The following is a 26,331-nucleotide window of genomic DNA, read 5'->3' on the forward strand; positions in this document are numbered from 1 at the left end:
ATTCCGTGGCGTCGCTGACCCACACCCTTCAGCTCTTCATCCGCATGTACGGCCCCCATGCAGCGCGCGAAGATACGGTCCTCTTCCCTGCACTGCGGCAGATCGTCTCTGCCAACGAGTACGACGCGCTGGGCGAGGACTTCGAGCGAAAGGAACACGAGTTGTTCGGCGCGGACGGCTTCGAGGGGGTGGTGGAGGAAGTCGCCACGCTTGAGAAAGCCCTGGGAATCTACGAACTGTCCACCTTCACGCCCCGATGACACAGCTCCACCGCGTAGGCGTCCGCCCGGTCATCGCGCGCGTGGCCACCCTCCTGGGCGGTTTCTAGCTGCCGAGGTTCCAATCCTCACGAAAGATTGCACCCCGACCGACCTACTTCATCCGTTCCAGCGCGGCGCGATCCAAGAAGATGGTTCTGGGATGCTCGGGTGTTGGATGGGTCGTCAACAGCGTCGCGAGGTCGGAGCGGATGGACGTGGTCTCGAGGGTGAAGAGAATGGGCGAGAGGGCGGGATCATCTCCCTCAATGACCACCAACCGCCCCCCTTCCATGAGAGGCAGGAGCACTGCGTACTCGTACTGAAGGTGGTCCGCGCGCCCAAACGCTTTTGAGAGTTCTACGCGGGGAAGAACTCCGTTCGTAAGGACCACCGCGCGCTGATTGTACGTCGAAGAGATAGCCACATGGCCGCGCCGCACCCGGGCGGTGATGATGTTAGTGACTCTCTCCCGCTGCGGCAGCGCCTTGTCTGGGATGCTGGGTGTGGGGCTCTCGACCCCAAAGGCCCTGAAGTCGGGCCGGTAGGGCATATAAAGAATATCTGGTTGCCAGGTGACCTCTCCGCCCCCGGTGGCGGCTCCGATGAAGCAGCCACCGACGGAGTGCTTGATCAAGTCGGTGTACAGGGCTTCGCCGTTCATGACCGCCAGCATCGCCACCAGGAACTTCTCGGCTGACGGGTTGTCCAGCCCCCTGAGGTTCTGGATGGCGGGGACGAGGCGCTGCGTAAGTGGTGCATCCTGGCCGCTGCCGCGAACGATGATCCCCATGGGAGGAATCGGATGGAAAGTCCTCTCTGGGTAAGAAAAGCCAAAGAGGCAAGGCGCCTCGCCCGGCGCCGACAGGGCGATGACAGCCTCGAAGGTGTCATTGCCCCCATCCCATTCACGCAGTGCTTCAATGGCAGCCTGCAGGTTCGTCTGGGGGTCCGCGAGGTGCTGCTCCGCCAGGCTGAACAGATGACGCGCGAATGCCCTGGCGCCTCGAGTGTTCCCTAACAGGGCGACCAACGCCCCCGGACCTATCTCCACCACCTTCTGTGCCCGCTCCTCGACAACAGGCCCCCGCTCGTCCTGGCGCTGAACCTGACCCAGACTGGAGACCTCCGCCTCCGGCGGGCCCAGTCGGTGCGTTTCGGCGGAATCCGCAATCATGTAGGCATGCGTTGAGTCCGTCCACGCAAGCACAAGGGTCATGAAGGCGATATCTGAGTCTGAGCGTTGGACAAAGTCCAGAGACTCCTGGCGCGGTCCGGGCAGAGTTGCTGCGCGCCCACCCCCACCACTCTGAGCCTCCTCAGCGTCAAGGTGTGCGGGCATACTCCAGAACGGCCAGCCTTCCCCACTGCACTAACGCACTCCTGCGGGCCTACGAACGCTTCCCGGAGATCGGCGGGCGCTCTGCCCTTTGAAAGTCTTGCACCGCCCGGCGCGGCTTCGATTCCCGCCACTTCCATCCTGAGAAGCCCGAGACGTGGAGGTGCCACGTTCCGGTGGAGCACCCAAATCGCTGCGCTTAGCGCTGCGCGCAGGCGAGGGCTCAAGTGGATGCCCGTGCTCTGGGGATTCACGCGTCCCGTGCCCATTCATTGGGCATGAGGTTCCCTCCCCTGCCCCTGAACCTTGAGTCGCGCCGCGCTCAGGTGTTCCCCGTCCTGGACGCCCGGGACCGCGAGCGCATGCAGCGCTTCGGTGAGGTCCGGCGCTTCAGGGAGGGTGCGTGCCTGGCTGCGGCGGGGCGGCCGAGCCCCGGGCTGCTCGTCATCGCCCAGGGCCGCGTAGCCCTGTCCCGGCGCGATGGCTTGGGGCACAGCGTTCCCATCGTGGAGGAGGGCCCGGGACAGTTCCTCGGCGAGGTGGCCCTGCTGTCCGGACGCCCCGCGCTCGTCGACGCTCACGCGGTGGGCGAAGTGGAGGCGCTGGTCATCCCTCCGCACCGTCTGCGCGCGCTGTTCGTGGCGGAGGCGGACCTCGGCGAGCGCATCATGCGCGCCCTCATCCTGCGTCGCGTGAGCCTGATCCAGACGGGTGCGGGCGGGCCCGTCCTGGTGGGCCCTCCCGAGTGCGCGGGCAGGGTACGTCTGGAGGGCTTCCTCTCGCGCAATGGCCACCCGTACCTCGTGCTGGACCCGGCGCGGGACGCACAGGCGGTCTCACTGCTCGCGCGCTATTCGCCGCGCGCGGAAGAGCTCCCGCTCGCGGTGTGCCCCGACGGCTCGGTCCTGAAGAACCCCTCGGAGAGCACCATTGCCCGGGTGCTGGGTCTGCTCTCGGAAGTGGCCTTCGAGACGCTCTATGACGTCGCCGTAGTGGGCGCGGGTCCCGCGGGGCTCGCCACCGCCGTGTACGCGGCCTCCGAGGGACTCCGGGTGCTCGTCCTGGACCAGCGGGCCTTCGGGGGGCAGGCGGGCGCGAGCTCGCGCATCGAGAACTATCTGGGATTCCCCACGGGCATCACCGGTCAGGCGCTCACCGCGCGCGCCTTCGTGCAAGCGCAGAAGTTCGGCGCGGAGATGGCTATCCCGGCAGAGGTCGCCTCGCTTCGCTGCGAGGCCTCCGGCGCGCCGCTCACCCTCGAGCTGACCGATGGGCGGAAGGTGAGCGCACGGACCGTGGTCGTGGCCAGCGGAGCACGCTACCGCCGTCCTGCGCTCGCGAACCTCGGCCAGTTCGAGAGCCGCGGGGTCTTCTACTGGGCCAGCCCCATCGAGGCGCGCATGTGTGAGGGCGAGGAGGTCGTGCTCGTGGGTGGTGGCAACTCCGCGGGCCAGGCAGCTGTGTTCCTCGTGGGCCATGCACGCCGGGTGCGCGTGCTCGTGCGCGGCCAGGCGCTCGCCGAGAGTATGTCCAGCTACCTGATCGAGCGCATGGCCGCTTCCCCTCATATCGAGCTGCTGATGGAGACAGAGGTGACGGGGCTGGAGGGCTCGAAGGAGCGCGGCTTGCAGAGGGTGCGCTGGCGTCACCGGCCCAGCGGACGCGAGGAGGAGCACGACGTGCGCCACCTCTTCCTCTTCATCGGGGCGGATCCGGCCACGGAGTGGCTCACGGGCTGCGGGGTGGCGCTGGACGCGAAGGGCTTCGTGCGCACGGGCGCGGAACTCCGAGAGGAGCCGCCCCAGGCGGCCACCTGGGAGGCCACCGGGCGAACGCCGTTCACGTACGAGACAAGCCTGCCCGGCGTGTTCGCCATCGGCGACGTTCGCTCGGGCTCCGTCAAGCGCGTGGGCACAGCGATTGGCGAGGGCTCGGCCGTGGTGGCGCAATTGCACGCCTACCTGGCCTCCACCGCCGAGGTTGAATCCCGGCGAAACCCGGCCTCCGCCCGAGGCACCTCACTGGCAGAAGGAGAGAGCGATCATGTACGCATGTGATCATCTGGCCAATGCAGCGACGAGACAATCGGGGGTTGTCCCAAGCAGCGAGGGCTGCCAGGAATGTCTCGAGTCCGGAGACGAGTGGGTCCACCTGCGGCTGTGCCTGTCTTGCGGTCATGTGGGTTGCTGCGATGACTCGAAGAACAAGCACGCGACGAAGCACTATCGAGCGACGCAACACCCGGTCATCCGCTCCTTCGAGCCCGACGAGGAGTGGGGGTATTGCTACCCAGACGAGGCTTTCGCCGAGAGGCTACCGGCCCGGCATGAGGAGACTGCACCGGTCCATGGCGAAGCGCCCTGAGACATCCGTCCTTGGGGTGACACGGTCTCGTTCTGACATGGTGCACACCCTCCGGCTTGCTACCTCGGCTCTCCCCCCGTTTGAGGGCAGTCGGCGGTTGGAGTGTGAAGCGGCGCCCCGCAGGACCTGAGTCGGTCTCCGCGGGGCGCCTGGGCTGCGCGTCCGCCTGGCTGCGCGAGGGCAACCGGGCGGTGAAGCCCTGTCCTTAGAAGGTGGATCCGTCCGCGCGCTTGCCGGCCGAGGCCGTGAGCGGCGAGAGCACGTTGTGCAGCACGAAGCTGCCCCCCACAGCGGCATCCGGGCTGCGGTTCATCGACACGCCATCGGCCGCGGCCAATGCGCTGGAATAGGTGAAGGTGTCGATGACGATGCCAGCGGCGTTCTTCACGGTGACAGTGTCGCCGGTGTTGCCCAGGCTGAGGCCACCGGTGGTGGCGCCCACGGCATTGGACACACCCGACGGAATACCGGAGCTCGCACCGAACACCACCAAGGCCTTGCCCGGAGCCAGCACGGTGCCGGAAGCAAACGTGTGGCGCGCCGCCGTGGCATCCCAGAGGACCCAGCCGCTGAGATCCATTTCAGTGCTGCCCACGTTGACCAGCTCGACGAACTCGCCAGCGGTGGCCGAGCCGGGCTCGTTGGCGAGGAGCTCATTGAGGATGACACGCCCGGAGGTCACAGCGAACGGGGCGTTGCTGGTATCCACGGGGTTGCCGTCCTGGGCGTCCGCGATGCGCACGAGGGTACGCGAGGAAGTCGAGGCAGGCAGCAGCCAGGCATAAGAGCCCGCGGAGGCCGGCACGTTGGCGGCGATGAGCGTCCAGGTGGCGCCGTTGTCGAGCGAATACCGGAGGTCCACCTGGCTCACCGCGGAGGACGTCCAGGTGATGTTCTGGACGGAGCCCGGGGCCCACTGCTCGCCACCGTTGGGGGCGGTGACGGTCAGCGTCGCGGGAATCTCCACGCAGCTGATGCCATCACCCGTGTAGCCGGAGTTGCAGGCGCACGTGCGCGAGCCGGGGAGGTTCGTGCAGGCGGCGTTCACGCTGCACCCGCCGTTGTTCACCAAGCACTCGTTGTGGTCGCCAATGACAAACTCCTGGCTGAGGGATGCGGAGAACGTCTGGATCGGCAGCGGCGTCATCAGGTACGCGAGGTTGGACCCCGGATCGAGCTGCATCGAGGAGTAGGTGCCTGGAAGCATGCGTACCTGGAAGCGGCCGTCGGCTCCAGACAGGGGAGACAGATCATTCCAGCCGAGGCCTTGATACACCGCGCCCCGCAGGTGCACGTTGGCCACCGGCTGGCCACTGCTGTCGACGACCCGGCCATTGAGCTGGATGTCATTGACCGTCAGGCTCAGTGGGGTGGAGGTGCTGAAGGGCTGGGAGAACAGCAGGGTCTGCGAGCCCGTGAAGCCGGGCGAGGTGAACTCGACGCCGACGCTGTAGGTGCCAGGGACGAACTGCAGCAAGTACATACCGGCTGCATCCGTGGTGGCCTTATACATGGTGGTGCTGCTCGAGGAGCCCTTGGCATAAACGGTCACTCCCGCCGCGCTGCTGCCATCGGAGAACTTCACTTGACCGGAGAGGCTGATGACATTGCCCAGGACGAAGTCCTGCGTGGTGTTGCCTGAGAACGTCTGATTCGGCAAAGGCGTGACGAGGTAGGGGCCACCCGTGGGAGGCTCCAGTTGCATTGAGGAGTAGGTGCCCGGAAACATGCGTACCTGGAAGCGGCCGTCGGCTCCAGTCAGGGGAGACAGCTCATTCCAGCCGTTGCCGCGATACACCGAGCCCCGCAGACGCACGTTGGCCACCGGCTGGCCGCTGCTGTTGACGACCCGGCCCTTGAGCTGGATGTCATTGGCGGTCAGATTGAGCGTGGTGGGGGTGCTGAAGGACTGGGAGGAGAACAGGAGCGTCGTGCCCGTGAACCCGGGTGAGGTGAACTCGACGCCGACGCTGTAAGTGCCAGGGATGAACTGCAGCGAGTACATACCGGCTGCATCCGTGGTAGCCCGATACGTGAAGCTGCCCGAGGGTGTTCTGGCATAAACGGTCACACCCGCCGCAATGCTGCCATCAGAGAACTTCACTTGCCCGGAGAGGCTGATGGCATCGCCCAGGACGAAGTCCTTCGTGGTGTTGGCCGAGAACGTCTGATTTGGCAGAGGAGTGACGAGGTAGGGGCCACCCGAGGGAGGCTCCAACAGCATTGAGGAGTAGGTGTCTGGAAGAATGCGCACCTGGAAGCGGCCGTCGGCTCCAGACAGGGGAGACAGCTCATTCAAGCTGTTATTGTTTTGCAGCGCCGAGCCCCACAGGTGCACGTTGGCCACCGGCTGACCGCTGCTGTTGACGACCCGTCCGTTGAGCAGAATGTCCTGGGTCGTCAGATTGAGCGTGGTGGGGGTGCTGAAGGACTGAGAGGGCATCAGGAGCTGGCTGCCCGTGAAGTTGTGGAAGGCCAACTCGACGCCGACGCTGTAAGTGTCAGGGACGACCTGCAGCGAGTACATACCGGCTGCATCCGTGGTGGTCCGATACGCGAGGATGCTCGATTGCGCCCTCGCATAAACGGTCACTCCCGCCGCAATGCTGCCATCGGAGAACTTCACTTGCCCGCTCAGGGCGGCTTGCGCCCAGGCGGCACCAGGGAGCGACAACAACACAACGGCCACGAGGGCCGTCCGATAAAGGAGAGCGTGTAAAGGCATGGGGACCTTGTCTTTGAAGAGCTGCGGGGAACGGTCTACTGCGGCACTCAGGCTTCTCTTGGAAACCGTGAGAACCATGCTGTTAGACCATGCGGGTCTGACTTTCTCCCCACCGCCTCTCCGGGTTCGGCCCCTTCCTCGCCGTTGCTATCGGCGTCTCATTTACCTCTTCCGGCTTCGGCGCTGCCCACGTTTGCGGGCGCAGTGGCGCGGTCTTCCTCCTCCAGGGCGTGAAGCATCTCACGCGCGGTGCGCAGCCCTGCCTCGTGGGCCCCGGCGAACGAACCGTTGTACATGGGCCGCCCTGTGGCCTCGCCTCCGAAGTACAGCCGCTTGGTGCACCCCTCTTCCGCCGGCTCCTGCTGTGAGGAGGGTTGATAGGAGCAGATGGACTCGCCCAGTTTCTCACGCAGGGGCCAGGCACCGGGCATGGCCGCGGAGTAGGCCCCGAGCACCCAGGGCTCCAGGCTCCACCGCGTGAGGTAGATGTCCGCCTTGTCCACGGCCTGGCCGATGTCGAGGGGCGCCGAGGCCCCGGCCGCTGTGCTGGCATTCGAGTGATACATCCGCACCAGGGCCGCCTTGGCATGCTGGACAGCCGCCTCGTCGCAGGGCTGGCGCTCCGGGGGCAGGGGCTTGTCGCCCGAGATGCTCGCGCACTGCTGCTCATACTGCTTCGCCCGCTCGCCGCCATAGAAGCCAATGGCGATGTTCTTGCCGAGCGGCCGGATGACGAACGCCATCACGGAGTTATCGGGCGCCTGGTAGAGGACCCACGAGTTGGGGAGCGTGTCGCCCATGAAGTCAGGCTGGTCCTTGAAGTCGATGATGACCTTCTGCATGTTGCCCATGGGCAGACCTTCGATGGCCGCCAACTTGCTGGGCGGCAGCGGCGGCTCGAACTGGATCTTCTTCGCCTGAAGGACGCCAATGGACACCGTCACCAGCGCCTTGCGCGCCTGATAGCGCTTGCCGTTCTTCACGTCGACGACGACGCCGTCATCGGTGTAGGTGATCTTCGTCACGGGGGAGTTCAGGCAAACAGGCTCTTCCTTTCCAAAGGCCTCGATGAGGTTGCCCATGCCCTGCTTGATGAGGTCATCGTCTCCGGCCTCGAAGGCGACGGCGTCCACGGTGGAGTTCTGCGAGGTCTCCACCGCGCTCTCCAGGGGTCCGATGTTGCCCTCGAACAAGTGGCGGAAGTCGGAATCCTGAGGCAGGTAGTGGGAGACTTGGTCGTTGGCGACCTTCTCCATGTGCTGACAGATCTCCTCGCGATCCGGATCCCTGGGAGCCTGACGCATGGCGGCCGTGTCACGGCACTCCTTCAAGCCCAGCTGAATGAGGCTGGACACCAGGAGGCGCTGGTAGAAGGCCTCCTCCTCCTGGCTGTACTGCTGGGCCTGGGCGCCCGAGAGAACAGTCACCTCTTTGCCATTGTCGAGGTAGATGGGGCCATCGAGAACGCTGGTGACGCGCTCGAAGCCCAGGGCGTCCGCCAGGGGGGTGAGGGGATTGATCGTCACCCCGTGAATCCAGGCGCCGCCCAGATCGATGGGAGGCCCCTTCTTCAGGGTGCTGGCCCGGCCGCCGATGCGGTCAGTGGCCTCGAGGATGAGGACGTTGTCGCGGCCGCCGCGCCGAAGCTCCTTGGAGGCCGTGAGCCCGCTGAAGCCAGCACCGACGATGATGGCGTCATAGCCCGTGGTCTTCTCGCAATCAGCCACGGCAGGGGGACGGGAGAGCAGCGCTCGGGAAGTGGGAGCGGTGGAGGCGGTAGCGCTCACGCACCCTGCAGGCACCACGAGCAGCAGCGCAGCCCAGATCCCCAAACGGGTCCCTGTCGCTGCCTGCATCGGATTCTCTGGCAGTTCATTGTTCAGGCTCATGCGGGCCCTCTAGCCTCCGGCCGCCGTGAACTCAAGCGCCGAACCGCCGCAATTCCTTACGGGCGCGCGCAGCGACCGAAACCACCCCAAGACTCCTCGAAGCGAGTGGCCTTGGGTTACGGTGCCAGACCATCTCGTTGACTGGAGCATGCATGCACTGTGGCTCGTCCCGGCTTCTTCCCTCCTGGCTGTTCGTCGTGCTGTGGAGCGTTGCCTGTGGCGGTGACCCCGCCCCTGGCAACCAGCCCCCGACCCTCATGGGCCCCACCACGCAGACGGCGCAGGTGAACTCTGGCGCCCCGGTGGCCCTCACCCTGCGGGCCACGGATCAGGACGGGGATGCGCTCACCTATACCTGGACCCAGATGCCCGCCTCTCCAGCAGGCACCTTCACCGATGCCTCCAGCGCCACGCCGACCTGGACTTCTCCCTGGGTGACGAGCCCCCAGCGTTTCGCGCTGAAGGTGAGCGTGTCCGACGGCAAGGGCGGCACCGTCAGCGGCACGCTCAACGTGGACGTGGCCCCACCCGTTCCCCAGAACCGGCCGCCCACCGTGGCCGCCAGCATCACCGGCCCCAGCACACTCCTGGCGGGCGACACGGGCACCTTCTCCCTCACCGCGAGCGATCCGGATGGCGATCCCCTCACCTGGTCGTGGACCCAGTGGGCTCCGGCCACGCAGGGAACCTTCGTGGGTTCCACCACCCTCTCGAGCGCCCAGTGGTTCTCGCCCGTGCTGAGCACGCAGACCTCCTTCACCCTCTCGGTGACCGTCACCGATGGCCAGAACCCCGGGGTGACCCGCACCGTCACCGTGCCCGTCTCCGTCCCCCACTACACCGACGTCCAGAGAACCTGGGAAGCGGTGCCCTGCACCAGCTGCCACGGCTCGAGCGGGGGCGTGAATCTCCGGTCCGGTGCCAGCTACGGCAACCTGGTCAATGTCAACGCCACCGCGTGTGACCTCAAGCGGGTGGTGCCCGGGGATCCGAACAACTCGGCGCTCGTCCTCAAGATGGAAGGCAATGCCTGCGGACCCCGCATGCCCTCGAACAACCAAGCCTATTTCGATGACAACCCTGGCATGGTGGTCCAGGTGCGTTCGTGGATCCTCGCGGGAGCCTCCAACAACTAAGCAACCCGGCCCAGCCCATGCTTGGACTCCTGTCAAAAACGGAAATCTACCTTGGGACACCTGCGCCTTCGTAGGCTCGTGGACAGTCTCCAGAATCACACGGCCGAAACAGCCCTCCCGGCATGAGTTCCGTGAAAGAGTGAGCGGCATGAGCCGGACCGTTTTGATCCTGGAGGACGACGCGGACATTCGCGCGGCCCTGTCCGCACTGCTCGACGATGCGGGCATGACCGTGGCTGCCGCTGCCCATGGCCTGGCGGGGCTTGAGCTGCTGGAGCGGATCGACACACCGTGCCTGATCTTTCTCGATTGGTTGATGCCGGTCATGTCAGGCCGGGAGTTCCTCGAGTGCCTGCGCGCGAGTCCGAGGACGTGCACCGTGCCCGTGGTGGTGATGACGGCAGGCGAGAGCGAGCCTCCGCCCGGCATCGCGGCATTCCTCCGCAAGCCCTTTGGCATTTCCCAAGTGCACGAACTCCTGGCGCGTTACTGCGACCGAGGGCACGGCGAGTCCCCGTGGACTGACGCCTAGTGGGAGTCGCAGTTTCACGGAGAGAGCACGCTGATCACGCCCCGGGCGGCCAATGAGCGCGGGAGCTAAGGCCGCTTGTTCTTCTCATCCCAGAGCATCGGCTCCCAGAGCTCCACCTTGTTGCCGTCGGGATCCATGAGCCAGGCGAACTTGCCGTTCTCGTGCGACTCCGGTCCCTTGAGGATCTCCACGCCACCTTCTTTCAACTGCCGGATCAGCGCGTCGAGATCATCCACCCGGTAGTTGATCATGAAGCTCGACTCGCTCGGGCTGAACCAGCGGCTGTCCTTCTCCGCCACGTTCCAGACGGTGAGCCCCTTGTCCTCAGCCTTGTCCTCGGGCCACCTGATGATCGCGCCGCCCCACTCTTCGAGCGCGATCCCCAAGTGGCGCTGGTACCAAGCGGAGAGCGCCTTGTGATCGCTCCTCGACTTGAAGAACACCCCGCCGATTCCCGTGATTTTCGCCATGGCCGCGCTTCATATCGCTCATCGCTGGCGAGATCACCCCTTCAGTACACCTGCATGGGGCTTTGTAAGGTGCGCCTCGCTGGCGCAGTCCCCGGCAGACCACCTCCACTGCCCGGGGACAAGTCCTACTGGATAGAGAACCCACCATGCATCGACTGGTCGGCCCCCACCCACCGGTGTCCTCCGGGGTCACCTCGATGATCAGAGCGCGCCCTTGCCCAGGATGTCCTCATAGAGGAGGAGCGGGCCGAACTGGGGAGTCCTCGGTATTTGTTCGCCGTGCCCCGTCGCCGCCCTGACTTCAGCCCATCCAGCAGAGCGGCGAAGTGATCGAGTTCCTGCGGCCCGACGCGGCCCTGCTGAAGTTCGGCGTGCGAACCCAACCGTTCAAGGGCGAGTTGCACATGGGCATGCAGACGGGGACTTCGGTCTTCAAGTGGGTCGGCGAGGGGGAGACAGTCCCGAAGAGCGCGCCGAAGTACGGGAAGATCGTGCTCAAGGCGCACAAGGGCATGGTGCTGACCGACATCAGCAACGACCTCCTGCGCACGCCTGGAGTCGGCGACGCGGGAGTCGGCGAGGACATCCGCGCCACCGTGGCTGATGGTCTCGACGACGCAGGCTTTAATGGTGACGGTACGGGCGCCGCGCCGAAGGGGCTCTTCGTGCAGCTCGACGCCGCTTAGGTCTTCGCGAGCACGGGCACGACCGCCGACGCCTACCTCGCCGACATCGACAAGGCGATCGAGCTGCCGCTGACCGCGCACGTGCGGATGGGCACTGCGGCATGGGTGATCCACCCGACCCGCGCGACGGCGCTGATGCAGCTCAAGGACACCGGCATCTTCATCTTCCGTCAGGAGATGCTCGACAAGGGGACGATCCGCGGCTTCCCCTTCGTGATGACGACACGCGTCCCGGTGACGCGGATCACGTTCTCGGCCGACTGGCGTCAGTACCTCTACGGGATCGACGAGGATCTGATCCTCTCCGAGCACAACACCCGCGCCGAGTACGACGAGACGACCATCCGCGCGATCGTGAAGGGCGACTTCAAGCTGCGCCAGCCGAAGGCGTTCAGCTCGATCACCTACTGACCCGCCAGCCTGTCACCGGGGCAACTCGCACAGTGCATGCGGAAGACCTGTTCCCGAGCAGTGCCGCTCGTCGGGGGCGCGTCCATCTGGATCGGAAAGGTGTACCGCCGATGATAGACGCGCCCCCGATGTCTGAGCGTCCTGTCACTCCAGGCGGGCGAGCCTTGACCCACGGCCCCCCGCTTGATTGAAAGGACGCAGCCATGCCTCGCCGAACTTGTAGCGCCCCCCTGCTCCTGCTCCTGCTCTCAGCCTGCACAACGATGGATCCGAGCCCGGGAGAGTTTGAGGCCCCGAGCCCGAGACTCGCCAATCTTCAGCGTGCGGCGCTGTACCCCTGGACGGATGGTGGGCAGTGCGTCGTGCGCGAAGCCTCCAACGAATGGCCTATCCTGGCGGAGAGATGCTTTTACGCTCTAGAGCGCGACAGGATGAGGTTTCGGGATGTGACAAAGAAATGCGCCGTCGCCCAAGCAGATGCAGCGGCTCCCGCAGTCGTCGCCCTCTGTATCTTTGCCGCGCCCGAGATCGTCGTCGGTGCAGTGATTGTTGTTGGCGCGGTAGTGGCGGCAGCCGCCATCCAAGAGGGGATTGATGCTTATCAGCGGAACGCATCCCGCGAGCGCGCGAAGCCCAAGACTCAGACACGGCCCGCGAAGGAACCCGTGGCGCAGAAAGAGCCGAAGCCGAAGGGCTTGGGGCCGGATGTGCTCCCGCCCATACCATCCGATCCCACCGAGCGCCCGGAAAGCAGGCCCGTTCCGGTTCCGCACGCGGGCGGCAATGACCCGCACAACGACTGCGCCGACCTCATTCCGCAGAACAACTTCCCCGGATGGGATGTGCTTGTTAATGGCAAACAATTCGACGCGCTAGTGCTTGTTACGCGGACGCTATGGGATGTTAAGACCGACAATTTTGACATCCACTCGCCTCGGTCTCAGGACTTTCTTGCCAGGGTGAAGCTGCCAGAGCTTCAGCGTGAGAAGAGACTCGCTGAAGAGTGTGGGTATAACTTTGCCATTGGCGTACGGAGCCAAGCTCACAAAGACGTGTTGTTTAAGCTAGACCCGACCCTCACTGTTGTCGTCATGAATTGGTGCTGAAATGGCAGCCTTGCAAGCATCCCTCACCCTGAACGTCTACGCGCCTGCGCTCGCAGACGACGACAAGCGCCCTCTCGCCATTGTCCATGGAATGGAGCGAGCCCTGCCCGACGTTCGCCTTGGGTGGACGATGTCGGAAAAGGAAAAGCTCATCGCATTGCCCCACCGTGATGAGTGGGTTGCAACCAACAGGATAGACGGCGGATTTCCCTTTCTTTGCAATGACGATGACAATCGCGTTGTGACACTAACCGGCTGGGAGAACCCAAACGGCCTTGCCGCAGAAGGCCCACCGCACCTGCAAGTCTATGGGAGGCTCCCACTGGACGCAGGCGGCATCGCAGCGGCTGTGGATGTGTTAGAGGCTATAGGAGACAGTTCTCGCGCGTTCTGGGGGCATACATCGCCCGAGGGAGTAATGCGAGACATTGCAGACCAGCTTGGCCCGAAAATGTATGGACGGACAGAACCGCCACGGGGGCTGCCTGCGCTCAAGCTCCCACGGAACATCCCCGCGCAAGAGATCCCGCATTATCTCGGGTGGCTGAACTATTGGTCTGCCGCTGCCGCGATGGCCATCGGGTTCCCGGACCCGGCCCGCGACGCCGAGCTGCTCATGCGAGCGCATCGCACGCCGTCGGGCGGGTGGGTCGTGCAGCTCACCGATGCTCCGCTCGACCTCGACGACCCCGCCCACCTGGACGCGCTCAAACGGGCCTACGAGCGCTTCCCGGTGATCGGCGGGCGCGACTCTCCGTGACCGCTCGGCTCGGGGCGCGCTGCGCGGGCGCTTGCGATGGTAGGGTGCGAATCCAGGAGGTCACCCACCTTTGATCGTACCCGTCAGATTGGCCCTTCTGCTCGCTCTCTTGCTGGGGGCTGCCACGCGAGCCGAAGCCGCGCCGAGCCGCACGAAGCGAGATCGGCCCGTCGCCGTCACCGTCAACCCTGCCGAGCCACTACCCGAGATCCACGTCGCGCCTGACGTGCCCACGGTCCTGCTCTTTCCCGCCGACATCCAGAAGAAGACCATCACGGTAGAGCAGTCGCGAATCCGGGTGGTGGACACGGGGGCGCGCTCAATCATCGTGCAGGCTGCTCCCGACTACCGGGCCGACGAGCAGCAAGAACTCGAGGTTTTCTTCGCGGACGGCGGGGCGCCAGCACGGGCCGCGTTCGTGCTCGTCATGGACCCCGCCGAAGTGGACACGCGGATCGACGTGAAGCGGCCCGAGCCGCCGAACGCGGCTTGTCCGGCCGAAACGCAGCGCGCTGAGCCTCGACCGGAGGACTTCGTCTTGCTGGGCTACGTGGACGCATCCGGCGTGCCCACAACTACGTTCGACGGCGCCCCAGATGAGGCGCAAGGGCTCAAGTCTCAACCGGGCGTGTCCTATCGCGGTCATGGTTGGGTGCTGATGGATGTGACGATTCGCAACCTGCCCGGTCTGCCACCGTGGACGCCTCGCGATGCGACGTTGACGGGCAAGGGGGGAGTCACACTGCGGGCGCGGCTTGTGGCGGCACCGAAGGGAGAGATCGCTCCGGGGGAACGTGCGCGGGTGCTCGTGGTGGTAGACACGCTGCCTCCGAGCGCAGGACTTGTCTTTACGTTGGAGGTGCGCGGGGTAGATGGCCGAAGCGTTGTGATTCCACGAGTGACACTTCCGACCGCCGCTCTGGAGGGCAAGCGATGAGGACTCTTCTCAGGCTGCCGTCCGGCCTTTTCATTGATGGCTGGCACGTGTTGAAGGAACTCGGCAACGGTGGCTTTGCAGTCGTCTATCTCGCGGAAAAGAACGGGAAGCGTTGCGCGCTCAAGGTGGCGCGGCACCGCCAGGCCAGCGGGGACGAAAAGCAGACACACGCTCGCGCGAAGCGCGAATTGACGGTTCTTTCGATGCTGGATCATCCGAACATCGTCGCGCTTTGCGGCCATGGGTACGCGGAGGCAGGCAATTTCTACCTCGCTCTTGAGTATGTGGACGGCTGGACGCTCGACGAGTGGAAAGAGCGCAAGCACCCCACCTTTCACGAAATCCTGCGCGTCTTTGTGAAGATCGCCGCCGCTCTAGCCTACATGCACAGCCGGGGCATCCTTCACCGGGATTTGAAGCTCGTGAACGTCCTGATCCGGAAGAGCGACGGCGAGCCGATCATCATCGACTTTGGCTGTGCGACATACGAGCAAGCGGCGGATCTGACCGAGAGCGGCCTTCCGCCCGGAACCGATCGCTTCCGTGCGCCTGAGCAGTTCAAATACCTGCGCGAGCACAGGGAAGAGCACAGGGCGAAGTATGCCTTCCAGGTGGCCGACGAGATCTTCGCCGTCGGCGCGATGATCTACGAGCTGCTAACGGACCCGCGACCGACCGAAGAGCGCCCGCGCGAGACTCTCAACAGCCCGTTCGATCCGCCCCCGCCGCCCCGGGCTCGAAACCCCCGCGTGCCTGAAGCGCTCAGCGACCTCGTCGAAAGCATGCTGTCCCGCGATCCCGCGAGCCGCCCTGTTGATACCGATGCGCTTCACCGCGAGTTGGCCGAGTTGGAGGCGCATCCGGGAGCCGACTACCAAGCGCTCGCGCATCTCCCCTCAGAGCAGCGTCGGCCCGAGCAGCCTAACGTCAGCGAGCCGGTCGAGCAGCACGCGGGCCGATGGGGCAAGCTACGTGCGTTGGGCGGCAGAGTGGGTGCCGTCGTCCGTCGCTCGGGGAATGTGCTCGCGGCGAGCGCGATCGCTGCCGTCGTGCTCGGCGTTGCCGTAGCCCTTTGGTTCCGTCCCCAAACGCCTGAGTCAGTCGCCGAGCCCATCGTCGCCACGAGCCCGACGCCCCCGACAGCCGCCCCTGATATGTCACCCCTCGCCCCCGCGCCTATGGTGGGCACAGTGCCAACACCCGCCCCCGTATCGGAGGAAGGTTCAACCGTGAAGACACCCCCACCCGAAGACCCGAAAGAAGCACGCCGCCAGAAGACCTCTTCCGGCTCGGACATGCGCAAAGTCGTGCCGATCGTTTGCTCCCTCGCGGCCGGATGCACCGGCGTTCCAGTCAAGCCTGATGCGTTCACCTGCCCGGAGGGTTCGCAGCGTGCGATGGAAGAGTTGCACTGGACGGGCCGAGAGCAGTTTAGCCTTGTGCTGGACGACCGACATGACGAGGACGCGGACATTTGGTTGCGCCCGGGCGACACGGTTGTAGGGATCGTTCCTAAAGGTGTGACGCCATCGCAGGCCAAACTCGCTCCCCCAGGAACGCAGTTCCTCGGAGGGAAGGTCTACGTGTGGCCCGAGAAGACGGCATCCGGCAGACCGGGTCGGGTCGTTGTGAAGTACGAGCGCGTGAAACTGCCACGACAGGACGAGGTTCCCGTGTGCTTCGTCGTCGACGTGGGCGCCCTTGAGCTAAAGGACGGCAACGCGAAGACCGCGAACGGTACGGCAGGATTCATCGAGCGTTACTGGCGACCCTGAGACCCCGGCTAGTGGAGCGTCTTACAAGTTCGGAACATAGTCGCGGGTCATTACGGGGTTGATCCGTCAAGGCGTGCCCTGGGCATCGGGCCTCGGTGGCGGCGTCGGCCCTCAACGACTATGTCCAAAGACTTCGCGGACACTCCACTAGTACTACTGTGTCATAAACGTTAGGCTTTGCCGGTGCCGGGGACGCCCCCGCACCACGGGCAGCAGGGGAGTCGTAGCAGCAGCATGCGTGCCTGACGGATCCTCTGGGTGGTGATGGACGCCGGGTTGTGGCGCTCGGGGCGCAGGGGCAGCACCCCGCACCTGGAAATCCGCGGGTATTGGAGCGGGGCGCAAGAAGGCAACAGGTGCCGGGGGGGAAGCCGAGCACGCTCGGCGGCGAGGAACGCGTAGGCGGCGATGCAGAGCACTCCGTGATGGTGAAAGCCCCGCCACCCCCGGCCCTCGTAATGATCCAGGCCCAGCTCGTCCTTCAGTTCCTGGTAGTCGCGCTCGATGCGCCACCGAATCTTCACCAGGTAGATGAGTTCCTCCATGGCAGTGGCCTCCGGGACCGTGGATAGCCAGTACTTGGTGGGTTCCTTCTCCCCCTTGGGCCACTCCACCAGGAGCCACTCGACAGCGCGCGGCTCTGAGCGGCCATAGTCGCGGTGGGCCGCACGTACACGCAGGCGGGCGAAGCGCGAGTGCATAGTCCCCTTGGTCCCCTCTCGCCAGTGCACGTTCTGCCACTGCTTGGCGGGCAGTCTCAGGGCCAAGTCCTTGACGGACACGGGCTCATGTCCGGGATGGCGCCGCAGCCTCTTGGGCGGGCGTCCCATGCCGCTGTAGGGCTTGGGCGATAATGGTTGCTGGGATGGGGTCCAGACTGAAGTCGAGGAGGCGATGCCGACAGCGTAGGAGAGGCCGCGTTCGGTGAGCGCCTCGCGAAAGGCTGTGACATCTCCGTAGCCCGCATCGGCCACCACGGGAGCCAGGGGCAGTTGCTCCGTCAGCAGTGCATCCACCTGCCCGAGGGCGATCTCCCACTTGGAGTGGATGTGCACCTGCCTCGGGATGCCTGCTGCCCTACGGCGAGCAGCATTCTCAGCCCAGGACTCCGGCAGGTAGAGGCGGTACGCGCTGGGCACTCTCAGGCTGTTGCACAGCGACAGCGTCACCACCACCTGGCAGTTATCCTGCTTGCCCAGAGGGCCACAGTACTGCCGCGCCACCCCGACCGAGTGGGTCCCCTTATTGGGCATGCCCGTATCGTCCACTACCCACGCTTCCACTGGGCCGTGCCTCTCCAACTGCTCGAGGGCATAGTCCCGGGCCACAGCCAGCATCGCTCTCTCGTCCCATGAGGACACGGCGACGAAGTGGTGCAGCGACTGGTGCCGCGCTCGGACGTGCGTCGGATCCAACTTCGCCGCCATCGGCTCCACGCTCTTGCGCTCGCCGGAGAGCAGCAGCCCCGTCAGGTAGCCGCGCAGTGGCGCCAGCCGATCCACGTGCCCGATAACAGCTCCCAGACGTTGGAGGTACCCCTCGAACCTCTCTTCAGGCGTGCTCGCTCGTACCGACATGGCTCGCAGTCCCTCCGGAGTCGGCAAAGCCTAACGTTTATGACACAGTAGTACTAGGTGACGTAGCAGGTAGGTGGTCGAAATCGGCCGCTTTGGGGCCGGACGATCACCTACCTAGCGGGGCGTTCCACTCACCCCCATCCACTGGGTAACATGAGCCCGTCTCGCGTTGGCATGGTGCCCATGCGAGTAGGAGGATCGAGCATGGCAGCGATCGAGTTCACGCTTCCGCAGGGGGCGATTCTGTTCTCCGCCGAAAATGGGGTGTCTTACGAGTTCCGCAAAGACTTGGGCGAGGCACATCACGGGCTGAGCCTCTTTCTGGCGCGGCGACGCGTCAATGGGTACGCGCAAGGGAAGGTGCTGCTCAAGGCGGTCGGCAATCCGATCGGCGCTGAGCAGGCGATGCGGGTCTTCAAGGCGCGGGCGAAGCTCGAAGAGCAGGTGCGGCTTTCAGCGTACCTGCGGCACCCGGGCATTGTTCGCACCCACGGCCTGCACAAGACCGCATCGGCTTGGTACGTGGTCACCGACCATCCGGCGGGGCAGGATCTCGATGACCTGATGGGACTCGCGACCGAACTCGACCGCTGGTTCTCGCCCTTCTTCACGCTCTACGTCGGCGCGCGGGTGGCGGACGTGTTGCAGTACGCGCACGCGACCAAAGGCGCACAGGGACACTCGCTGGGGATTGTCCACCGGGCAATCGACCTGAGTCACATCTTCATGGATTGGGAGGGGCAGGTTCAGGTTTCCGACTTCGGGCTCGCGCTCGCCACCCTGCCGGGCCGCGTCGCCTCCACCGTGCGCCGACCGCAAGGGGATACCTACTTCGCTTCGCCCGAGATGCTTCTCGGCGGCAAGGTGGATGCACGCTCGGATCTCTTCTCGCTCGGACTCGTCATGCTCGAAATGTCCACGGGGCGGAACCTGCTCGATACCGATATGGGGGTCTCCGACGCGGCAAAGTCGGCACTCTCGAAGAGGCAGTTCGCCCGCGTGAAGCGCGCGATCAAGCGCGCTCGGCTGGCCGGGTGTGAACCCGCGATCGAGCAGACGATCTGGCGTGCGGCGACCTACACGCAGGAAGACCTCGAAGCGGTCACGGAGGGCCTGCCCGATACGCTGCGCGTCCCCCTTCGCAAGCTGCTTCAGCGCTCACCCACCGCGCGCTACCAGACCGCAGGGGAGTTGGAGACGGACCTGCACCGATGGCTCGGGGGCCAATTCGGTAAGGAAAAGGCTGCGGCCGAGCTGAAAGAGCTGAAGAGGGAGACAGGCGCGGTCATGGTCGACTGGGGCTTGAAGGGTTCGGACAGCATCACGACGGCCTGAGCGCCCCCGGTGCCGGTCCCCACTGCCCTGGGGGCCGGTCGGGGCGTAGGAGCCCCCGCCCATGTTGCGTCAGTGTTGCGTGAGAGTGCGGAACGGGTTGGAACGGGGCGGGACGACATGGGACGCGGCGGGATAACGACTCCAGATCATTCCGGGCGGTTCCGAGATAAGGGCGCGATTCTGCGAGAGGTTTCGCACCGCCCGGCGCGGGTTCGATTCCCGCCGCATCCATCCGAGAAACTCAGCCAATCGGAGCGAGCAGGCGCTCCTCTTCGGACTCGCGGACTACGGGGCGTCCCAGGCCACCGTGCCGCTGCAGCTATCGTCGCGGTAGCAGCCGGCGCGGATCTGATACCTGCCTGAGATTGTGGGGGTATAGCTCAGGTTCGAGCCGTAGCCGTTGCAGGCGTCGTCATTGGCCGCCACCTCATTGCCCGAGGAATCGTAGAGCCGCAGGTAGGAGTCACCGACGATGTTGCTTCCGGCCAACCCGCAGGTCCCCAAGGTGATCGTCCTGCCGGCGGCGATGTAGACATCCTGGTTCACGGTGTGGATCTGCGCGTTGTCCGTGGTGCTCGTGGCGAAGGCGTAGGTGCCGCTCGTCGGAGGGAAATCGCCACCGCGCTCCCACGCGACCGTGCCGCTGCAGAAGAGGTTGGCGTAGCAGCCGGCAGCGATCCAGTACGTGTCCGTCGCCAGGCTCATGTAGCTCAGCTTCGAGCCCGAGCAATCGTTGGCCTCGTTGTTGAACGCCACCTCGATACCCCCGGAGGTGTAGAGGCGCAGGAAGGAGTCACCGGAGACGCTGCTCCCCGACACCCCGCAGGTGCCCACGGTGATTGTCTCGCCCGCGGGGACGGTGACCTGCTCGTTCACCGTATACCTCCAGGCGTTCTGGGTGTTGCCCGTGCTGAAGGGGAACGTCCCTCTTGCAGAAGGGGGCGGCGCGCCGACGACGAGCTCCCACACCACCGTGCCGGTGCAGCTCTCATTGGAGAAGCAGCCGGCGCGGAGCTCGTAGTCGCCGGCCGTGGGCGCGGTGAAGACGATCTTGGAGCCGCGCCCCCCGCAGGCATCGTCACTCTCGACCACCTGGAGGGTGTCCGGCCCGAACAGGCGCAGGTACGTGTCACCCGAGAACGCTGTGCCCGCCAGGCCACACGTGCCCACGGTGAGCGTCTGTCCCGCCGTCATCGCGAAGGTCCTCTGGGTCGTGTTGTGCTGGGCGCTGCCGGTCTGGGTCGCGGAGTACGCGAAGGAGTCGGTCGACAGCAGAGAGATGGCACTGCTCGGAGAGGCCTGGACCGCCAGCGGGAACACCGCGAGCAGGCACGCCATTCGAATACGGGTCATCACGGCTCCTGGGATGGGGAATGCAGGAAAGCCTGCACTCACCGTCATACCCGACAGCACTGACAATCCGTTGACTCCCAGCGTCCTCCAGCACCGCGGAAGCGCCACGCTCGGTGCACCTCTGCAGCGTACGGCGGGCTAGCGCGTCACCGTCACGGTGACGGCCGTGCTGTAGACCGAGTTGCCGGCTCCATCATACGCCCGAGACCTCAGCGTGGTGTTGCCGATGGACACCTTCGTCGTGTCCCAGGACCAGGTGTACGGCGCCGTGGTGACGGAGCCCAGCAACAGCGAGCCCTGGTAGAACTCCACCTTGGTGATGGTCCCCCGGTCATCACTCGCGATGGCGTCAATCTGCACCACCCCGGTGACCGTGGAGCCGCTGGCCGGCGAGGTGATGGACGTCGTGGGCGGCGTGAGATCGTTGTCGAAGATCACATTCACGGGAGCCGAGGTCCCGATGTTGTTCAGGGTGTCGTACGCCTTGGCCGTGAGGACCTTGCTGCCATTGACCAGGAGCCGGGTGTTGTAGCTGAAGGAGTACGGCGCCGTGGTGGCAGTGCCCACCTGCGTGGTGCCGGCGAAGTAGACCACCTTGGAGATCCCCGCTGCATCGCTGGCCGTGGCCGTGAAGACGACGGTACCGGTCAGCGTCTCGCCCTCGGCCGGCGCGGTGAGTGTCACCGTGGGCGGCGTGAAGTCATTCTCGAAGGTCGCATTCACCGGCGCCGAGGTCCCCAGGTTGTTCAGCGTGTCATACGCCTTGGCCGTGAGGACCTTGGCCCCATTGGGCAGGAGCCGGGTGTTGTAGCTGAAGGAGTACGGCGCCGTGGCGTCGGAGCCCACCGCCGTGGTGCCGACGAAGAAGTCCACCCGGGCGATCCCCGCAGGATCGCTGGCCGTCGCCGTGAGGACGGCGGTGCCGCTCAGCGTCTCGCCCTCGGCCGGCGCGGTGAGTGTCACCGTGGGCGGCGTGAAGTCGTTCTCGAAGGTCACGTTCACCGGTGCGGAGGTGCCCATGTTGTTGACGGCGTCATACGCCGTGGCCGTGAGCACCTTGGCCCCGTTGGGCAGAAGCCGGGTGTTGTAGCTGAAGGAGTATGGCGCCGTGGTGTCGGAGCCCACCTGCGTGGTGCCAATGAAGAAGAGCACCCGGGTCACAGCCAGGTTATCGCTGGCCGTGGCCGTGAAGACGACGGTGCCTTTCAGGGGAGCGCCCTCGGCCGGCGCGGTGAGCGTCACCGTGGGCGGCGTGAAGTCGTTGTCGGCGTTCACCCGGACCTCGGCGGTGCCCACGTTGCCCCCGGCGTCATACGCCTTCGCGGTGAGCGTGCGATCACCGTTGGCGCCTGCACGCGTGTTCCAGTTGTAGGCGTACGGCGAGGAGGTGTCGGTGCCCAGCAACGTGCTGCCCTCGTAGAAATCGACGCGGGTGACTCCCAGGTTGTCTGTGGCCGTCGCGGTGACCGTGAGGGTGCCCGTCACGGTGGCCCCCTCCACGGGAGCGGAGATCGACACGGTGGGCGCGATCAGATCGTTGTCCACCGTCACGTTCACCCCAGGCGAGGTGGAGGACTGCCCCAGGGCGTCATAGGCCTTCACGGTGAGCGAATGGGCGCCATTGCCCGCGGTTCTCGTGGCCCAGGAGAAGCTGTAGGGCGAGGCGGTGTCGGTCCCCAGCAGCGTGGCCCCGTCGTAGAACTCGACTCGGGTGACGGCCACGTTGTCGGTGGCTGTCGCGGAGAGCGTCACGGTCCCCTTCAGCGTCGCGCCCTCCACAGGCGCGGTGAGCGTCGCCGTGGGCGGCGTGAGGTCATTGTTGAAGGTCACACTCACCGCAGCGGAGGTGCCCACGTTGTTCAGGGTGTCATAGGCCTTCGCCGTGAGGGTCTTGGCCCCATTGGGCAGGTTCCGGGTGTTGTAGCCAAAGGAGTACGGCGCCGTGGTGGCAGTGCCCACCTGGAAGGTGTCGACGAAGAAATCCACCTTGGAGATCCCCGAGGTGTCGCTGGCCGTGGCGGTGAAGACGAGGTTCCCAGACACGGTTGCGCCCTGGCGCGGCGCGGTGAGCGTCACCGTGGGCGGCGTGAGGTCATTGTCGAAGGTCACGTTCACCGTGGCGGAGGTGCCCAGGTTGAACAGGGTGTCATAGGCCTTCGCCGTGAGGGTCTTGGCCCCATTGGGCAGGAGCCGGGTGTCGTAGCTGAAGGAGTACGGCGCCGTGGTGGCAGAGCCCACCTGAGTGGAGCCGACGAAGAAATCCATCCGGGAGATCCCCGAGGGGTCGCTGGCCGTGGCCGTGAGGACGACGGTGCCGGTCAGCGTCGCACCCTGTCCCGGAGCGGTGAGCATCACCGTGGGCGGCGTGTAGTCATTGTCGAGGGTCACATTCACCGCTGCGGAAGTGCCCACGTTGTTCAGGGTGTCATACGCCTTGGCCGTGAGGCTCCAGGCCCCATTGAGCCGGCCCCGGGTGTTGTAGCTGAAGGAGTACGGGGCTGTGGAGTCGGTCCCCACCAGGATGGGGCCGAGGAAGAACTCCACCTGGGAGATCCCCGAGGTGTCACTGGCCGTGGCCGTCAAGAGGACGGTGCCGCTCAGGGTCGCGCCCTCGGTTGGCGCGGTGAGCGTCACCGTGGGCGGCGTGAAGTCGTTGTTGGCCGTCACCGTCACCTGGGCAGTGGCCACGTTGCCCCCGGCGTCATACGCCTTCGCGGTGAGCGTGCGGTCACCGTTGGGGCCTGTGCGCGTGTTCCAGCTGTAGGCGTACGGCGAGGTGGTGCCCGTGGCCAGCAGCGTGCTGCCCTCGTAGAGCTCGACGCGGGCCACGCCCTGGTCGTCCGTGGCCATCGCGGTGACCGTGAGGGTGCCCGTCACAGCCGCCCCCGCGGCTGGGGCGGAGATCGACACGGTGGGAGCGATTAGATCATTGTCCACCGTCACGTTCACCCCGGGCGAAGTGGCGGACTGCCCGCCGGCGTCATAGGCCTTCACGGTGAGCGAATGGGCGCCATTGCCCGCGGTTCTCGCATCCCAGGAGAAGCTGAAGGGTGCGGCGGTGTCGGTCCCCAGCAGCGTGGCCCCGTCGTAGAACTCGACTCGGGTGACGGCGACGTTGTCCAGGGCGGTCGCGGTGAGCGTTACGATCCCCCTCAGCGTCGCGCCCTCTCCAGGCGCGGTGAGCGTCACCGTGGGCGGTACGGTGTCCGGCGCTGCGGCGATCTCGATCACCTTGGCGGAGGTCAGGCCGTTGACGGTGACGGACAACAGGTACTGCCCTGGGGGCGTTGGGGGCACGGTGGAGGTGACGTGCGTGCTCGAGAACCCCTGCGAGGGCAGCACGGCCAGCGTGCCTCTTTCAATGTCCAGCAACGTCAGGAAGGGGAAGTCGGAGGCAGAGGAGCGGCTACTGCCACCACTGGCTTCCGAGATGCCACGCAACAGCGAGCCATTCACGGTGAAGGAAGCGCCAGGGATGAGCGGAGCGCTCGCGGAGACACTGACAATGCCAGGCCGCCACAGAGGGTTGGAGCCCGTGTCGTCGTACAGCTCTACGGTGTCCTGGTCCCCCCCCATCACGAGCACCTGGCCCGAGGGCAGCAGCGTGACCATGGCGAAGGATCGGCCTTGAGAGAGCGAGGCGGTGTCCGTCCAGGAACCGGTGGCCGGGTCATACACTTCATGGATCGGTTCAGGCGAGGGACTGTACCCGCCCACCACGAGCACCTTGCCCGAGGGCAGCAGCGTCGCCCTGTTGCCGAAGCGGTCCTTACGGAGCGGAGCGATGTCCGTCCAGGAGCCGGTGGCCGGATCGTACACCTCGACCCTTGTGCCGCCGTTATATCCACCCGCGACGAGCACCTTGCCCGAGGGCAGCAGCGTCGCCGTGGCGAGAAACCGAGGCAGAGCCAGTGAGCCCGTGACAGTCCATGAGCCCGAGCCCGGATCGTACACCTCGGCGCTGCTCAGGTAGCCGGAGGAAGACGCACCCTGGCCACAGACGACGAGCACCTTGCCCGAGGGCAGCAACGCCGCCGCATGCTTGCTCCGGGCCTGAGCGAGCGAGCCGGTGTTGGCCCAGGTACCGGTCACCGGGTCATACAGCTCGACGCTGTTCAGGTTGCCGCTGTTGTTGACTCCACCCGCGATGAGCACCGTGCCCGACGGCAGCAGCGTCGCCGTGTGGTAGGCCCGCGCCTGAGCGAGTGAGCCGGTGTCGGCCCAGCGATGGGTGGCTGGGTCATACAGCTTGGCGCTGGTCGTGTAGCCGGAGTCGTTCCTCCCCCCCACGACGAGCACCTGGCCCGAAGGCAGCAGCGTCATCGTGTAGTCGTCCCGAGCCGGAGTGAATGGACCGGTGTCTGTCCAGCTGCCGTTGGCTGGGTCATACAGCTTGGAGTTGATGCTGTAATACCCATACCCCCCGAGGACGAGCACCTTGCCCGAGGGCAGCAGCGCCGCCTTCTTGCCGTTGTAACTCCCAGGAACCAACGTGCTCGTCCCAGAGCCGGCGGCCGGGTTGTACAGCTCCGCGCTGGCCAGAGCCCCGCTGGTGCCAGTGCCTCCCACCACCAGCACCTTGCCCGAAGGCAGCAGCGTCGCCGTGTGGAGGGCACGGGCTTGGAAGAGCGAAACGGAGGAAGCCCAGTAGCCGGAGGACGGGTCATACAGCTCGGCGCTGGTGAGGGCACCACTGGAGTCAGCACCGCCCGCCACGAGCACCCTGCCCGAGGGCAGCAATGTCGCCGTGGCATGGAAGCGGGCCTGAGCGAGCGAGACAGCGTCAGCCCAGGAACCGGTGACCGGATCATACAGCTCGGTGCGGGCCAGGGCTCCGTTGGGGCCAACGCCGCCCGCTACGAACACCTTGCCCGACGGCAGCAGCGTGGCCGTAGCGCCGGAGCGGGCCTGAGCGAGCGCGCCGGTGGCAGACCAGGCGCTGGTGGCCGGATCATACAGCTCGGCGCTGGCCAGGGCTCCGTTGGGGCCAGCGCCGCCCGTCACGAGCACCTGGCCCGAGGCCAGCAATGCCGCCGTGGCGTCGGAGCGGGCCTGGGTGAGCGAGCCGGTAACGGACCAGGAGCCGGTGACCGGGTCATAGAGTTCGGCGCTGTTCAGGGCACTGCTGGCGCCAACCCCCCCCACGACGAGCACCTGGCCCGAGGCCAGCAGCGTCGCCGTGTGGCTCCCACGGGCCTCCACGAGAGAGCCGATGGTGGCCCAGGAGCCAGTGGCTGCATCATAGAGCTCGGCGCTGGTGAGCGCGCCGTTGGGGCCCTCGCCTCCCACGATGAGCACCTTGCCCGAGGGCAGCAGCGTCGCGGTGTGGTTCTTGCGGGCCTGAGCGAGCGAGCCGGTCGAGCCCCACGCGTTGGTGACCGGGTCATACAACTCGGCGTGGGCCTGGGGGCCGCTGGAGCCGTCCCCGCCCGCAACGAGCACCTTGCCCGAGGGCAGCAGCGTGGTGGTGTGACCGCTCCTGGCAGAGGACAGAGAGGCCGGCATCTCCCAACCCGCTGCGACCAGCCGCGAGGACTGACGATGGGCCGTGGCCTCACCCGGGGAACGCTCCGAGGAGGGACTGCACGAGCCAAGGACGAGGACGAGCGCGGCCGCCATGAGTGAAACGAAGGTTCGAAGCATGTTCCCCCCTGCTGGAATCGGACAGCCAAGCTGCAC

The 26,331-nt window shown here is 65.8% G+C and carries 16 protein-coding genes and 2 pseudogenes; 11 read left to right on the forward strand and 7 right to left on the reverse strand.

Annotated features, from left to right (window positions below; genetic code table 11):
• Nucleotides 1-5: 5 nt before the first annotated feature.
• Nucleotides 6-260 carry a hypothetical protein gene (locus DB31_RS02250; RefSeq protein WP_052419657.1) on the forward strand — a complete coding sequence of 85 codons (255 nt, stop codon included), beginning with the start codon at nucleotides 6-8 and terminating at the stop codon, nucleotides 258-260.
• Between the two features lie 112 nt (nucleotides 261-372).
• On the opposite strand, the gene DB31_RS02255 is transcribed toward DB31_RS02250, so the two are convergent.
• Complete coding sequence (locus DB31_RS02255; RefSeq protein ID WP_157231752.1) at nucleotides 373-1,476, reverse strand: hypothetical protein; 1,104 nt, start codon at nucleotides 1,474-1,476, stop codon at nucleotides 373-375.
• A gap of 398 nt (nucleotides 1,477-1,874) precedes the next feature.
• Here DB31_RS02255 and DB31_RS51160 point away from each other — a divergent pair, with 398 nt between their 5' ends.
• Both DB31_RS51160 and DB31_RS46250 read left to right on the forward strand, forming a co-directional pair.
• Nucleotides 1,875-3,653, forward strand: coding sequence for an FAD-dependent oxidoreductase (locus tag DB31_RS51160; protein ID WP_083967972.1), 1,779 nt, complete (start codon nucleotides 1,875-1,877; stop codon nucleotides 3,651-3,653).
• Nucleotides 3,640-3,960 (forward strand): UBP-type zinc finger domain-containing protein, encoded by a 321-nt coding sequence (locus DB31_RS46250; RefSeq protein WP_075305823.1) that lies wholly within the window; start codon nucleotides 3,640-3,642, stop codon nucleotides 3,958-3,960. The genes DB31_RS51160 and DB31_RS46250 overlap by 14 nt, the downstream gene beginning before the upstream one ends.
• Before the next feature lie 205 nt (nucleotides 3,961-4,165).
• On the opposite strand, the gene DB31_RS02265 is transcribed toward DB31_RS46250, so the two are convergent.
• Both DB31_RS02265 and DB31_RS02270 read right to left on the reverse strand, forming a co-directional pair.
• Entirely contained in the window at nucleotides 4,166-6,586 is a 2,421-nt protein-coding gene (locus tag DB31_RS02265) for a lamin tail domain-containing protein (protein WP_240486485.1), read from the reverse strand.
• A gap of 257 nt (nucleotides 6,587-6,843) precedes the next feature.
• Entirely contained in the window at nucleotides 6,844-8,574 is a 1,731-nt protein-coding gene (locus tag DB31_RS02270; RefSeq protein WP_044181274.1) for a flavin monoamine oxidase family protein, read from the reverse strand.
• Nucleotides 8,575-8,726: 152 nt separating this feature from the next.
• Between DB31_RS02270 and DB31_RS02275 the strand changes: the two genes are divergently transcribed.
• Together DB31_RS02275 and DB31_RS02280 are read left to right on the forward strand one after the other, a co-directional pair.
• Nucleotides 8,727-9,710, forward strand: coding sequence for an Ig-like domain-containing protein (locus tag DB31_RS02275; RefSeq protein ID WP_052419658.1), 984 nt, complete (start codon nucleotides 8,727-8,729; stop codon nucleotides 9,708-9,710).
• Nucleotides 9,711-9,858: 148 nt separating this feature from the next.
• Nucleotides 9,859-10,242, forward strand: coding sequence for a response regulator (locus DB31_RS02280; RefSeq protein ID WP_052419659.1), 384 nt, complete (start codon nucleotides 9,859-9,861; stop codon nucleotides 10,240-10,242).
• 65 nt (nucleotides 10,243-10,307) lie between these two features.
• On the opposite strand, the gene DB31_RS02285 is transcribed toward DB31_RS02280, so the two are convergent.
• On the reverse strand, nucleotides 10,308-10,712 hold the full coding sequence (locus DB31_RS02285) for a VOC family protein (protein WP_044181280.1): 405 nt from the start codon (nucleotides 10,710-10,712) through the stop codon (nucleotides 10,308-10,310).
• Nucleotides 10,713-11,011: 299 nt separating this feature from the next.
• Here DB31_RS02285 and DB31_RS02290 point away from each other — a divergent pair.
• The 5 genes and pseudogenes from DB31_RS02290 to DB31_RS02310 form a co-directional block, all read left to right on the forward strand.
• Nucleotides 11,012-11,809, forward strand: a pseudogene (locus tag DB31_RS02290) (phage major capsid protein); the annotation flags it as partial.
• Between the two features lie 203 nt (nucleotides 11,810-12,012).
• The gene (locus tag DB31_RS02295) at nucleotides 12,013-12,915 is read left to right on the forward strand and encodes a DUF6310 domain-containing protein (protein ID WP_044181283.1); all 903 of its coding nucleotides are present in this window, start codon (nucleotides 12,013-12,015) and stop codon (nucleotides 12,913-12,915) included.
• 1 nt (nucleotide 12,916) lies between these two features.
• Nucleotides 12,917-13,675: a DUF5953 family protein gene (locus tag DB31_RS02300; RefSeq protein ID WP_044181284.1), complete on the forward strand. Its 759-nt coding sequence runs from the start codon at nucleotides 12,917-12,919 to the stop codon at nucleotides 13,673-13,675.
• Nucleotides 13,676-13,745: 70 nt separating this feature from the next.
• Nucleotides 13,746-14,612, forward strand: coding sequence for a DUF2381 family protein (locus DB31_RS02305; protein ID WP_044181289.1), 867 nt, complete (start codon nucleotides 13,746-13,748; stop codon nucleotides 14,610-14,612).
• A complete protein-coding gene (locus tag DB31_RS02310; protein ID WP_044181292.1) occupies nucleotides 14,609-16,387 on the forward strand; it encodes a serine/threonine protein kinase in 1,779 nt (592 codons plus the stop codon). Before DB31_RS02305 ends, DB31_RS02310 begins: the two co-directional genes overlap by 4 nt.
• Nucleotides 16,388-16,675: 288 nt before the next feature.
• On the opposite strand, the pseudogene DB31_RS02315 reads toward DB31_RS02310, so the two are convergent.
• Nucleotides 16,676-17,964: pseudogene (locus tag DB31_RS02315) on the reverse strand (IS701 family transposase); the annotation flags it as partial.
• 204 nt (nucleotides 17,965-18,168) lie between these two features.
• Between DB31_RS02315 and DB31_RS02320 the strand changes: the two are divergent.
• On the forward strand, nucleotides 18,169-19,299 hold the full coding sequence (locus DB31_RS02320) for a serine/threonine protein kinase (protein WP_044181294.1): 1,131 nt from the start codon (nucleotides 18,169-18,171) through the stop codon (nucleotides 19,297-19,299).
• A gap of 285 nt (nucleotides 19,300-19,584) precedes the next feature.
• Here the strand turns inward: DB31_RS02320 and DB31_RS44435 are convergent, their stop codons facing one another.
• Together DB31_RS44435 and DB31_RS44440 are read right to left on the reverse strand one after the other, a co-directional pair.
• Nucleotides 19,585-20,652: a hypothetical protein gene (locus DB31_RS44435; RefSeq protein WP_157231756.1), complete on the reverse strand. Its 1,068-nt coding sequence runs from the start codon at nucleotides 20,650-20,652 to the stop codon at nucleotides 19,585-19,587.
• A 138-nt stretch (nucleotides 20,653-20,790) separates the two neighbouring features.
• A complete protein-coding gene (locus DB31_RS44440; RefSeq protein ID WP_169787002.1) occupies nucleotides 20,791-26,295 on the reverse strand; it encodes an Ig-like domain-containing protein in 5,505 nt (1,834 codons plus the stop codon).
• Between the last annotated feature and the right edge of the window lie 36 nt (nucleotides 26,296-26,331).

It is taken from the genome of Hyalangium minutum, from assembly GCF_000737315.1.
In the GTDB taxonomy this organism is placed as follows: Bacteria; Myxococcota; Myxococcia; order Myxococcales; family Myxococcaceae; genus Hyalangium; species Hyalangium minutum.

Excerpts from the sequence above, each read along its gene's own strand:
- DB31_RS02255 (WP_157231752.1), bottom strand. The coding sequence starts at position 1,476 with ATGACCCTTGTGCTTGCGTGGACGGACTCAACGCATGCCTACATGATT.
- DB31_RS51160 (WP_083967972.1), top strand. The coding sequence starts at position 1,875 with ATGAGGTTCCCTCCCCTGCCCCTGAACCTTGAGTCGCGCCGCGCTCAG.
- DB31_RS46250 (WP_075305823.1), top strand. The coding sequence starts at position 3,640 with ATGTACGCATGTGATCATCTGGCCAATGCAGCGACGAGACAATCGGGG.
- DB31_RS02270 (WP_044181274.1), bottom strand. The coding sequence starts at position 8,574 with ATGAGCCTGAACAATGAACTGCCAGAGAATCCGATGCAGGCAGCGACA.
- DB31_RS02275 (WP_052419658.1), top strand. The coding sequence starts at position 8,727 with ATGCACTGTGGCTCGTCCCGGCTTCTTCCCTCCTGGCTGTTCGTCGTG.
- DB31_RS02280 (WP_052419659.1), top strand. The coding sequence starts at position 9,859 with ATGAGCCGGACCGTTTTGATCCTGGAGGACGACGCGGACATTCGCGCG.
- DB31_RS02285 (WP_044181280.1), bottom strand. The coding sequence starts at position 10,712 with ATGGCGAAAATCACGGGAATCGGCGGGGTGTTCTTCAAGTCGAGGAGC.
- DB31_RS02295 (WP_044181283.1), top strand. The coding sequence starts at position 12,013 with ATGCCTCGCCGAACTTGTAGCGCCCCCCTGCTCCTGCTCCTGCTCTCA.
- DB31_RS02300 (WP_044181284.1), top strand. The coding sequence starts at position 12,917 with ATGGCAGCCTTGCAAGCATCCCTCACCCTGAACGTCTACGCGCCTGCG.
- DB31_RS02310 (WP_044181292.1), top strand. The coding sequence starts at position 14,609 with ATGAGGACTCTTCTCAGGCTGCCGTCCGGCCTTTTCATTGATGGCTGG.
- DB31_RS02320 (WP_044181294.1), top strand. The coding sequence starts at position 18,169 with ATGGCAGCGATCGAGTTCACGCTTCCGCAGGGGGCGATTCTGTTCTCC.
- DB31_RS44435 (WP_157231756.1), bottom strand. The coding sequence starts at position 20,652 with ATGACCCGTATTCGAATGGCGTGCCTGCTCGCGGTGTTCCCGCTGGCG.
- DB31_RS44440 (WP_169787002.1), bottom strand. The coding sequence starts at position 26,295 with ATGCTTCGAACCTTCGTTTCACTCATGGCGGCCGCGCTCGTCCTCGTC.